Origin of the sequence: Mitsuokella sp. UBA4253 (genome assembly GCF_002395285.1) — a bacterium.
GTDB classification, from domain to species: Bacteria; Bacillota; Negativicutes; order Selenomonadales; family Selenomonadaceae; genus Mitsuokella; species Mitsuokella jalaludinii.
This window is the reverse complement of sequence record NZ_DGWR01000019.1, coordinates 1-10,796: the sequence shown is the minus strand read 5'-3', so window position 1 is coordinate 10,796 and position 10,796 is coordinate 1. Positions and strand designations below refer to the sequence as shown.

Genomic DNA, 10,796 nt, shown 5'->3' with positions numbered 1-10,796 from the left:
CGGCTATGCCGGGGGATATTTATTTTTATGCAGACAGGATGGAGATGAACCTATGGTCACGATCAATGGAGAAGCACAGGCCAAAGACGGCACGATGCTCCTGGACTTCCTGAAGGAAGCCGGCTACGACAGCCGGGCAATCGCTGTCGAGTACAACGGCGCGATCCTAGCGAAGGATGCGTACGAGACGACATCATTCAGGGCGGGCGACGTCGTCGAGATCGTCTGCTTCATGGGCGGCGGTGCCTGACGGCCCGCAGCAGCTGCCGTATATGCACAGAGAGATAGAGAAAGAAGACGATAGAAATGACAGAATCCACAAAATCCACGAAAACCATCGAGGAAAAGATGGCCGAGGACAGCTTCACGCTCGGCGGCCACACGTTCCACTCGCGCTTCATCCTCGGCTCGGGCAAGTACTCGCTCGAGCTCATCGACGCGGCCGTGCGCTACGCTGAAGCCGAGCTCGTGACGGTGGCCGTGCGCCGCGCGAACACCAAGGAGAAGGAGAACATCCTCGACTACGTGCCAAAGACCGTCACCCTGCTGCCGAATACCTCGGGCGCCCGCACGGCGGAGGAGGCCGTGCGCATCGCGCACCTCGCCAAGGCGCTCGGCTGCGGCGACTTCATCAAGATTGAGATCATGCGCGACTCGAAGTACCTGCTGCCCGACAACAACGAGACGATCCGCGCGACGGAGATCCTCGCCAAGGAAGGTTTCGTCGTGCTGCCCTACATGTACCCGGACCTCTACGCCGCCCGCGCGCTCGTCGATGCCGGTGCAGCGGCCGTTATGCCGCTCGCCGCGCCGATCGGCTCGAACAAGGGACTCGCGACGAAGGAATTCCTGCAGATCCTCATCGACGAGATCGACCTGCTGATCATCGTCGATGCCGGCATCGGCAAGCCGTCGGAGGCCTGCGCGGCGATGGAGATGGGCGCCGCGGCCATCATGGCGAACACGGCTCTCGCGACGGCCGGCGATGTGCCGCTCATGGCCTCGGCGATGCGCGATGCAATCCGCGCCGGCCGCAAGGCATATCTCTCGGGCCTCGGCCGCGTGCTGACCCGCGGTGCCGCCGCTTCCGACCCGCTGACAGGCTTCCTGCATGACTGAGCGTAGAGAACAGAAAGGAAGCGCATTGTGATGACGAATCAGAAAAATAATTTCTTCATCGACTCGGACAAGCTCAGCGAGAAAGCCCTCGCCAAGAAGCACCGCCTGGAGACGGACCCCTCGAGCCGCACCGACCCGATGGCCTACTGGCCCGACATGGAGCAGATCGACCCGACTGTGCGCGAGACGGTCATCGCGGCCATGAACGACTACGACCCGAGCGCCTACACAATCCTCGACGCCAAGCGCGCCCTCGACCACGAGACGTGCACGATCGAGGACTTCAAGGCGCTGCTCTCGCCGGCCGCCCTGCCGCTCTTGGAGCAGATGGCGGAGCGCGCGAGCCGCGAGACGAGCCGTCACTTCGGCAACACGGTCTACCTCTTCACGCCGCTCTACATCGCCAATTACTGCGAGAACTACTGCGTCTACTGCGGCTTCAACTGCTACAACGACATCCACCGCCTGCAGCTCAGCAAGGACGAGATCGAGCACGAGATGCAGGTCATCGCCAAGAGCGGCATGGAGGAGATCCTCATGCTGACGGGCGAGAGCAAGGAGAAGAGCAGCGTCGCCTACATCGGCGAGGCCTGCAAGCTCGCGCGCAAGTACTTCCGCAACGTCGGCCTCGAAGTCTACCCGATGAATGTCGCCGACTACCGCTACCTGCACGAGTGCGGCGCCGACTACGTCACCGTCTTCCAGGAGACATACGACCTCAAGAAATACGAGGCACTTCACCTCATGGGCCACAAGCGCGTCTGGCCGTACCGCTTCGAGGCGCAGGAGCGCGCCCTGATGGGCGGCATGCGCGGCGTCGGCTTCTCGGCACTTTTAGGCCTCGCCGACTTCCGCAAGGACGCCCTCGCGACAGCGCTGCACGTCTACTACCTGCAGCGCAAGTACCCGCAGGCCGAGTTTTCGCTCTCGTGCCCGCGCCTGCGCCCGATCATCAACAACGAGAAGATCAACCCGCAGGATGTCGGCGAGCGCCAGCTCTGCCAGATCCTCTGCGCCTACCGCATCTTCCTGCCGTATGTCGGCATCACCGTCTCCTCGCGCGAGAGCGCGGCCTTCCGCAACGGCATCGTCAAGATCGCTGCGACGAAGATTTCCGCCGGCGTCTCGACGGGCATCGGCGACCACGAGGAGAAGTACACGGGGAAGGGAGAGGGCGAGACCGGCGACGCGCAGTTCGAGATCTGCGACAGCCGCAGCCTGCGCCGCATGTACGCGGACATGGCCGGCGAGGGCCTGCAGCCAGTGCTCAATGACTATGTGTATCTCTAAGAAAGTCCCTCCTGCGAAGCAGGGGCATTTAATCGCGGTGACCAACCGCCATCTCTTTGATGAGGCAGGAGGGCAGCCGGCCTTTCTCGCGCGCCTCGAGCAGGTAGCCGCCGCGCATCTCGCCGCCCTCATCCTGCGCGAGAAGGATATGGAGGAGGGGGACTATGAGGTACTGGCGCGGGAGGTACAGATCCTCTGCCGCCGCCATCAGGTGCCCTTTATCGCGCATACCTTCGCTGGTGCAGCGAAGCGGCTCCATGCCGACGGCCTTCACCTGCCACTTCCCCTCCTGCGCACCATGCGTCAGGAAGGGAGGGCGTTGCCTGGGCGGCTCGGCACCTCGTGCCATTCGCTCGAAGACGTGCGCGAAGCGGAACAGCTCGGCTGCTCGTATCTCATCGCGGGCCACATCTATGAGACCACCTGCAAGCCGGGCCTGCCGCCGCGCGGCCTCCGCTTCCTGCGCGAAGCCGCCGCTTCGACAGCGCTTCCCGTCTACGCCATCGGCGGCATCACGCCCGAGCGCCTGCCGGAAGTCCTCGCGACGGGCGCGGCGGGCGGCTGCGCGATGAGCTCCCTGATGCAAGGGCCCCTCTGGCTGGCGGCACAAAATAATCCGTGACTTTTATCACTACATGTTGACATTTCTCGTAGACGGCTGTATAATAGCCATAAATTGTTAAACATATCAACAAAGTATGCATTAACAAGATACGAGAGTCATTCGTCAACGAAAGCTCACGATAAGGCCTGTGGCAGGAGTCTGTTCTGTCAGGGTATCTTTATCGCGAGCTTTTTCTGGTATTATGGAGGGATTTTACATGAAACTGACAGTAAACGGCAAAGAACTGACCATCGAGAAGTCCATCAACCTCAAGGACCTGCTCGTCGTTGCCAAGGCGGAGCAGCCGGACTATGTGACGGTCGAGCTCAACGGTGAGTTCGTCGATCACTCGGGCTTTGAGTCGACGTTCGTCAAGGACGGCGACAAGATGGAATTCCTCTATTTCATGGGAGGCGGCGCAAGATGAGCTCTTTGACGAATGAACAGATTGAACGCTATTCGCGCCACATCATCCTCGACAAGGTCGGCGGCAAGGGGCAGGAGAAACTGCTCGGCGGCAAGGTGCTCGTGATCGGCACAGGCGGCCTCGGCGCACCGGCTGCGATGTACCTCGCAGCGGCCGGCGTCGGCACGATCGGCCTCGTCGACTTCGATGTCGTCGACCTCTCGAACCTGCAGCGCCAGATCATCCACCAGACGAAGGATGTCGGCAAGGCCAAGGTCCAGTCGGGCCAGGAGACGATTGCGGCGATGAACCCGGACATCGAGGTCCACACCTACAACGAAATGGTGACGTCGAAGAACATCCGCGACATCATCCGCGACCAGGACTACGACTTCATCATCGACGGCACCGATAACTTCCCGGCAAAGTTCCTGATCAACGATGCGTGCGTCTTCGAGAAGAAGCCGTTCTCGCACGCAGGCATCATCCGCTTCCAGGGCCAGCTCATGACGTACGTGCCGGGCAAGGGCCCGTGCTACCGCTGCGTCTTCCCGACAATGCCGCCGAAAGACGCTGTGCCGACCTGCCGTCAGGCCGGTGTGCTCGGCGTCATGGGCGGCGTCATCGGCACGCTGCAGGCGACGGAAGCACTCAAGTACATCCTCGGCATCGGCGACCTCCTGACGGGCTATCTCCTGACGTATGACGCCCTGACGATGACCTTCCGCAAGATCAAGATCCCGCGCAACCCGAACTGCGGCATCTGCAGTGATCACCCGACGATCACCGAGCTCATCGACTACGAGCAGCCGGCCTGCGACCTGCGTCATCACTGAGGGGGAGAGCATGATCATTCATCTGAAACTGGAGGACTACCTCACAATGGTGCAGCACGCGCGCAAGACCGCGCCCGTCGAGGACTGCGGCCTCATCGGCGGCCGCATCGATGAGAAGACGGGCGAGAAGTTTGTCGAGAAAGTCTTCTTCCTGACGAACACCGATCACAGCGAAGAACACTTCTCCCTCGACCTGAAGGAGCAGTTCGCCGCCGTCAAAGAGCTGCGCGCCCAAGGACTCGAGCTCCTCGGCAACTGGCACAGCCACCCCGCATCCCCCTCCCGCCCGAGCGAAGAAGACAAGCGCCTCGCCTACGACAGCCGCGCGAGCTACTTCATCCTCTCCCTCAACGGCGGCGAACCCGTTTTGAACAGTTTCCACATTGAGAAACAGACCGACGTGAGCAAAGAAGATCTGCGCATCCGCTGATTTTCTCTTCATCGGCGATGAGCTGAGGGGAACGCCTCGGGCATCTCAGGAAGTGAGGGAGGGGCTGGCCCTTAGCGGAGCTTTGACGGTCTGCGTGAAGAACCGGTTTTTTGCCGACCAGAATCCTTGCCAAGGAGCGTCGTCCAAGCGGAGCGCGTTTAGCTCCTTGGCAAGGCTGCCATAAAAGGCAAAAAACAGGTTTAGCAGACCGTCACGCGCAGCGCCGGGCCAGCCCCTCCCGTCTTCCCTCATTGATGAGAACGTCATCTATCTACTATCTATCTCATCTAGCAATCATAATGTATGTATATCTTAGGAGGAATTTCCATGGCAGTTGATTATAAAGAGCTCAAAAAAGGCGGCTTCATGCGCCAGCGCCAGAAAGACCATTTCTCGATGCGCCTGAAGTCTGTCGGCGGCCACTTCACCGCGGCCCAGCTCGGCACCGTGCAGAAAGTCGCAGAGCAGTACGGCAAGGGCTACGTGCACCTGACCTCGCGCCAGGGCATCGAGATCCCCTTCATCCGCCTCGAGGATATCGACGCCGTCAAGAAAGCCCTGCACGAGGGCGGCGCCTCCGTCGGCGTCTGCGGGCCGCGCGTGCGCACGATCACGGCCTGCCAGGGCTGCGCCGTCTGCGCCTCGGGCCTCATCGACACGCAGCACCTCGCGCAGGAGTTCGACAAGCGCTACGGTGGCCGCGAGCTGCCGCACAAGTTCAAGTTCGGCTTCACTGGCTGCCACAACAACTGCCTCAAGGCCGAGGAGAACGACTTCGGCGTCAAGGGCGGCGTCGAGCCGAAATGGTCGTCCGATTCCTGCACGTTCTGCGGCGTCTGCGAAGCTGTCTGCCCCGAGAAGGCCATCACGGTCAAGGCAGACGAGGGCAAGGTCGTGCTCGACGAGTCGAAGTGCGTCTACTGTGGCAAGTGCATCAAGAGCTGCCCGACGGACGCCTGGCAGGGCAAGGCCGGCTTCGTCATCTCGTTCGGCGGCCTCTACGGCAACCGCATCGCGATTGGCCGCCATTTCCTGCCGATCGTCTTTGAAGAGGAGAAACTCTACGAACTCGTCGACACGACGCTGGCTTTCTTTGAGAAGTACGCGAAGCCGAGCGAGCGCTTTGCCAACTGCCTGGACCGCGTCGGCTGGGACAAGCTGGAAGAGGAGGTAAAGAAAGTATTATGAGTGAAGCAATGAAGACCGACGGCACGATCGACATCACGGATGTCGTCTGCCCCATCACCTTTGTCAAAGTCAAGCTGGCCCTCGAAGATCTCGAAGACGGCCAGACGCTTGCCGTGCATCTCAATGACGGCGAGCCGATCCAGAATGTGCCGCGCAGCCTCAAGGACGAGGACCATAAGGTCCTTTCCGTCAAGAAGCGCGAGGACGGTACGTACGACCTTATCGTCAAGAAGCATGGCCTGTTAGAGTGAGCTTGTGCCGCTCAGATCACTCAGATCATTTGAAATACTGTATACATGTAAATCGAGTGTTGACGAATGCAGGAGGTCCTGCTATTATAGAGACATCAGCAAGAGGCAATGGAGCCCCGAAGAATCAGGTACCGGATTCTTCGGGGCTTTTCTGTTCACTGGCTGGTACACTTTCCGTTGAAATCCCCAAAACAAACAGCGGCCAGGAATGGACAAAGGCGTCCGGCGGGCATGAGAAACCTCATCGAGGCTCATGCCGCTGGACGCCTTTTGCATTTGGCCCTGATTCAGCGGCGGGTGAATGGAACGGAAAAAGCTATTATATTTTCCAAGCGTTGCAATCTTTTTGAGCTAATGGAAAGGAATGGATTCTTATGATTGACACTGGCGATACGGCCTGGGTGCTCATCAGTGCAGCCCTGGTCTTTGTAATGACACCTGGTCTCGCGTTCTTCTACGGCGGCATGGTCCGCAGCAAGAACGTCCTGACAACCATCATGCAGAGTTTCTTCATCATCGCGATGATCTCCGTTGAGTGGGTCATCCTCGGCTATGCCATGACGTTCGGCACGGACATCGGCGGCTTCATCGGCAGCCTCGACAAGGTCGGCCTTGCCGGTGTCGGCCTCAACGTCCTCGAGAACGGCACGATCCCGGAGCTCGCCTTCGTCGCCTTCCAGTGCATGTTCGCCGTCATCACGCCGGCCCTCATCACGGGCGCGTTCGCAGAGCGCATGCGCTTCGCAGCCTTTGCTGTCCTGATTCTGCTCTGGGCCATCTTCATCTACAACCCGATGGCTCACTGGGTATGGGGCGGCGGCTTCCTCGCAGAGCTCGGCGCGCTTGACTTCGCCGGCGGCCTCGTCATCCACATCCTTTCCGGTGTGTCCGGCCTGACGATCTGCATCCTGCTCGGCACGCGCCGCGGCTACGGCCAGTTCGCCATGATCCCGCACAACCTGCCGATGACGGTTCTCGGCGCAGCACTCCTCTGGTTCGGCTGGTTCGGCTTCAACGCCGGCTCGGCTCTCGGCGCAAACGGCCTCGCCGCCAACGCATTCGTCACGACGCAGGCAGCAGCTGCTGCTGCAACGGTCTCCTGGGTACTCGTTGAGTGGTACCGCAACGGCAAGCCGACCATCCTCGGTGCGGCTTCCGGCTGCATCGCCGGCCTCGTTGCCATCACGCCAGCTGCCGGCTTTGTAAAGCCGATGCCGGCGCTCGCCATTGGTTTTATCGGTGGTATTGTCTGCTACCTCGCCGTCGCTGTCCTCAAAGAGAAGCTCGGCTACGATGATTCGCTCGATGCCTTTGGTGTTCACGGCATCGGCGGTACCTGGGGCTCCATCGCAACGGGCCTCTGGGCTACGACGGAAGTCAACCCGGCCGGTGCTGACGGCCTCTTCTACGGCGAAACGCACCTGCTCTTCGCTCAGGTCGTTTCGGTTATCGTTGCTTATGCTCTTGCCATTGTCGGTACGTACATCCTATTCAAGATTGTCAGCCACTTCATGAAGGTCCGCGCAGACGAGACGGAAGAAATCGCAGGGCTCGATGTCGTCGAGCACGGCGAGCGCGGCTATGCCAGCGCCATGATGGCCGGCAGCCCGATTGCATCCCTCGAGAACTCCAGCGAGATGCTCGCAAACACGATTCTAAGTACGCAGAAAGAGTGAGGCAGCTATGAAGATCACGAAAGTAGAAATCATCACACGTGCCAGCAAGCTCGAAGAACTCAAGCAGGCACTCAACGATATCGGCGTGCTCGGCATGACCGTCAGCCAGGTGTTCGGCTGCGGCCTGTCGAAAGGCCACACGGAAGTCTACCGCGGCAAGGAATACGACATCAACCTCGTCCCGAAGATCAAGCTCGAGACCGTCGTCTGTGAGATTCCGGTCGAGCGCGTGCTCGAAGTTGCACAGAAAGCCGTGCGCACAGGCAACATCGGCGATGGCAAGATCTTCGTCTACGAGCTCACCGATGCCGTCCGCATCCGCACCGGCGATCGCGGCCCGGAAGCCATCATGGACACCAAATAAGGTATCCTGAACATATAACTCGAATCCTCATAACCCCATAGATTTGATGTATCCCCAAATGGAGGGCCCCGCAAAGGGTCCTTTCTTATATAAAAAATCCTGCCGAAAGCACCGCATTCCGGCAGGATTTTTCTTGTTTGCCGCGAAATAAGAGCGTAGGAAAGAATTGCCAGAAGGCAACTCCTTCTGGCAGGACAAGCAAAACGATGATTCTGATTCATCAGAAAGGGTGTGTTCCTATGAGACATACTGATTTTGATGTGAGGTTGGACGGAATCATGGTACGTGCAGCAGTCCGTCTTCACGAGAGGATGGCGTTCGCTTTTGCGCGCGGCAGCCTCGCAGATTACCTCAGGAAAATCGGAATGGCAGAAGAACTCGGCCTTGGCCCGCAGCACAATGCGAACCTTGCCAAAGTCGAAGACGCCGTCCTCATCCTGCTCGCGCAGAAAATCCGCCGGGCGAGGAAGAGCGGCACACTCAAGAGCGTCCTGCAGCAGCTCAACATGCTCGAACTGCTGCAGAAAAAAGAGCGTCCGGGCAAGATAGGACACAATGTGAAACATCTGCGCCGGATCCAGGCAACCGGGAAGAAACAGGACGAGCAGCCCCCCATGGGAAACGTCATCTCCGTTCATTTCCGCTCCATTCCCTGACACAGCAAGAGATTTTGTTACAAGTACAACAAGAGGCATAGGAGTTGCGGCTCCTATGCCTCTTGATTTTTTATGCATTCGTTGTTCACCGTTGCGCTCTGTCAGAAAGCCAGCCCGTTATCCCTGGCAATCTTGCGGACTTCTTCGAGTGAGAGGCTGGTAGAATCGGTGATGACGCTTACAGGTAAGTGATGGCCTGACGGATAGCCGTCCTGAGTTCGAGCCCGTTTTGCAGGCCATCGCGGACCTTCTGGACGAAGATGCTGTAGCTCTTGATGTTGTTGATGATGCATTCTCTTTGCCGAAATCGTATGCTATAATAAAAGAATCGGGAGCATGCTTGCTCCCGATGGCCACCAACGGTAGGCGGTTGTCCTCTCTATCAGATTACTTTGATGTTTGACGATGGAGGGATTTTTGTACGCCCTCCACAGCGGACTGTTGCTTTGCGGCAGATCTCAACTGGAAGGAGGGGATGCGCATGAACGAAGGAACGCTCTATGGCATTGTCATGAATGTCCTCGGATTTGCGATTGCTTGCTTTTCTCTGGGCTACGCTCTCGGGAAAGACAGAAGCACAAAAAATGACCGCCAAGCTCACAACTATACGGTCATCTTTTTGATCAACAGTTGAGGACAACCGTCTACGGTGGCCTCTTTTTCTATGTCTATTATAGCACGGCGGAAAGGTACGCGCAAGCTCTCCAACCGTCGACAGTGAATTCTAACTCAATTGGCCATTCTGGGCGTGGTTAGATGCATGTGATTTGAATCCATAATCAAGGAAAACAATACCGTCGGCCAGAACTTGTCCGCGCTGGACACTGGCCTCAAGACGACGAGCCGCCTCATCGAGAACGACATCAGCCGTGCGGCGGCGGGCAGCAATGCCCTGGCGGCGCTGCATCCGATACAGGAATTCGATCCGGACGACAAAGCGCAGTTCGCGCTTGGCTACGGCCATTACCGCAATTCGAATGCAGGCGCGGTTGGCGCGTTCTACCAGCCGGATGAGAACAGCCTGTTCTGCTTCGGCGTTTCGTTCGGCAATGGCGATGTGGGCCTCAATGCGGGCGTGACCGTCAAGTTCGGCCCGGGCGGCTCGGACCACCATGCTCTGACGAAGACGCAGATGGCCAAAGTCATCGACGCACAGTCGAAGGGGACCGACGAGCTCAAGAAGGACAATGCCGACAAGGATAAGCGCATCGATGCTCTCGAGCAGAAGATGACGGAAATCCTTGCCAAGCTCGACAAGAGTCAGGGCTGATGGCTGGAAAGGAGAAGACATCGCAGATGACAAGGAATGTCGCCGTGTGGTCCAAGCGGCTGCGAGAACTCCGCCAGGCCAACAATCTGTCGCAGACAGATGTGGCGAAGGTCCTCCGCTGCAGTCAGGTCGCGTGCGGCATGTACGAGCTTGGCAAGCGCCGAATCTCGGTTGATAACCTCGTGAAGCTGGCAAGGTACTACCATGTATCGCTCGACTACCTGGCCGGACTCCAAGATCAGGGCTGATTGACATCACGCTTCCATAGGATGAACAGAAGGCCGTGTGGCAAATGACACACGGCCTTCTTGTATATAGAAAACCCCTGGTTAGACCAGGGGCTCGATAAAGCTTTAGCGATGAGTCTTTAAAGGATTTAATAAACCTCCCTTGAAGTATGAAGTTGCGGTCCGTCAACTGCAACCAATACGACAAAGGAGGTATATCGTAATGAAAGATCACGATGTACATAGTTTATCACATACAAAATGGGAGTGTAAATATCATATTGTATTTGCCCCTAAATACAGAAGAAAGGTCTTTTATGGTCAGAAGCGGTACGAGATTGGTCAAATCTTAAGGGAACTGTGTCGGTGGAAACAGGTGAACTTGTTAGAAGCCGAGGCCTGTCCTGACCACATCCATATTTTAGTTGAGGTACCGCCAAAGATTAGCGTGTCTAATTTTATGGGCTTTTTGAAGGGGA

Annotated in this window: 16 protein-coding genes; all 16 read left to right on the top strand. The window is 58.2% G+C overall.

What is annotated here, in order from left to right; genetic code table 11:
• Positions 1 to 52 precede the first annotated feature (52 nt).
• Positions 53 to 250 carry a sulfur carrier protein ThiS gene (gene thiS, locus B2X55_RS10820; protein WP_036374840.1) on the top strand — a complete coding sequence of 66 codons (198 nt, stop codon included), beginning with the start codon at positions 53 to 55 and terminating at the stop codon, positions 248 to 250.
• A 98-nt stretch (positions 251 to 348) separates the two neighbouring features.
• The gene (locus B2X55_RS10815; protein WP_286822129.1) at positions 349 to 1,119 is read left to right on the top strand and encodes a thiazole synthase; all 771 of its coding nucleotides are present in this window, start codon (positions 349 to 351) and stop codon (positions 1,117 to 1,119) included.
• 30 nt (positions 1,120 to 1,149) lie between these two features.
• Positions 1,150 to 2,409 (top strand): 2-iminoacetate synthase ThiH, encoded by a 1,260-nt coding sequence (gene thiH / locus B2X55_RS10810; protein ID WP_286822128.1) that lies wholly within the window; start codon positions 1,150 to 1,152, stop codon positions 2,407 to 2,409.
• A 37-nt stretch (positions 2,410 to 2,446) separates the two neighbouring features.
• Entirely contained in the window at positions 2,447 to 3,031 is a 585-nt protein-coding gene (locus tag B2X55_RS10805; protein WP_286822126.1) for a thiamine phosphate synthase, read from the top strand.
• 199 nt (positions 3,032 to 3,230) lie between these two features.
• Positions 3,231 to 3,440: a sulfur carrier protein ThiS gene (gene thiS, locus B2X55_RS10800; RefSeq protein ID WP_055161316.1), complete on the top strand. Its 210-nt coding sequence runs from the start codon at positions 3,231 to 3,233 to the stop codon at positions 3,438 to 3,440.
• Positions 3,437 to 4,255 (top strand): HesA/MoeB/ThiF family protein, encoded by an 819-nt coding sequence (locus B2X55_RS10795; protein WP_286822125.1) that lies wholly within the window; start codon positions 3,437 to 3,439, stop codon positions 4,253 to 4,255. The genes thiS (B2X55_RS10800) and B2X55_RS10795 overlap by 4 nt, the downstream gene beginning before the upstream one ends.
• A gap of 10 nt (positions 4,256 to 4,265) precedes the next feature.
• Complete coding sequence (locus B2X55_RS10790) at positions 4,266 to 4,685, top strand: M67 family metallopeptidase (protein ID WP_286822123.1); 420 nt, start codon at positions 4,266 to 4,268, stop codon at positions 4,683 to 4,685.
• Positions 4,686 to 5,012: 327 nt separating this feature from the next.
• On the top strand, positions 5,013 to 5,873 hold the full coding sequence (locus B2X55_RS10785; RefSeq protein ID WP_255240647.1) for a 4Fe-4S binding protein: 861 nt from the start codon (positions 5,013 to 5,015) through the stop codon (positions 5,871 to 5,873).
• Positions 5,870 to 6,124, top strand: a complete 255-nt coding sequence (locus tag B2X55_RS10780) for a sulfurtransferase TusA family protein (protein WP_270528552.1) — start codon at positions 5,870 to 5,872, stop codon at positions 6,122 to 6,124. Before B2X55_RS10785 ends, B2X55_RS10780 begins: the two co-directional genes overlap by 4 nt.
• 374 nt (positions 6,125 to 6,498) lie before the next feature.
• A complete protein-coding gene (locus B2X55_RS10775; RefSeq protein WP_081828394.1) occupies positions 6,499 to 7,800 on the top strand; it encodes an ammonium transporter in 1,302 nt (433 codons plus the stop codon).
• A gap of 7 nt (positions 7,801 to 7,807) precedes the next feature.
• On the top strand, positions 7,808 to 8,164 hold the full coding sequence (locus tag B2X55_RS10770) for a P-II family nitrogen regulator (protein ID WP_036374817.1): 357 nt from the start codon (positions 7,808 to 7,810) through the stop codon (positions 8,162 to 8,164).
• Positions 8,165 to 8,442: 278 nt separating this feature from the next.
• Complete coding sequence (locus tag B2X55_RS10765) at positions 8,443 to 8,820, top strand: hypothetical protein (RefSeq protein ID WP_148485458.1); 378 nt, start codon at positions 8,443 to 8,445, stop codon at positions 8,818 to 8,820.
• 481 nt (positions 8,821 to 9,301) lie between these two features.
• On the top strand, positions 9,302 to 9,454 hold the full coding sequence (locus tag B2X55_RS10760; RefSeq protein ID WP_155948045.1) for a hypothetical protein: 153 nt from the start codon (positions 9,302 to 9,304) through the stop codon (positions 9,452 to 9,454).
• Between the two features lie 174 nt (positions 9,455 to 9,628).
• Positions 9,629 to 10,090 (top strand): YadA C-terminal domain-containing protein, encoded by a 462-nt coding sequence (locus B2X55_RS10755; protein ID WP_051652159.1) that lies wholly within the window; start codon positions 9,629 to 9,631, stop codon positions 10,088 to 10,090.
• Positions 10,090 to 10,338 (top strand): helix-turn-helix domain-containing protein, encoded by a 249-nt coding sequence (locus B2X55_RS10750; RefSeq protein ID WP_211248170.1) that lies wholly within the window; start codon positions 10,090 to 10,092, stop codon positions 10,336 to 10,338. Before B2X55_RS10755 ends, B2X55_RS10750 begins: the two co-directional genes overlap by 1 nt.
• 202 nt (positions 10,339 to 10,540) lie before the next feature.
• Positions 10,541 to 10,796: IS200/IS605 family transposase (gene tnpA, locus B2X55_RS10745; protein ID WP_286822121.1), on the top strand; the 256-nt coding region annotated here is incomplete at its 3' end.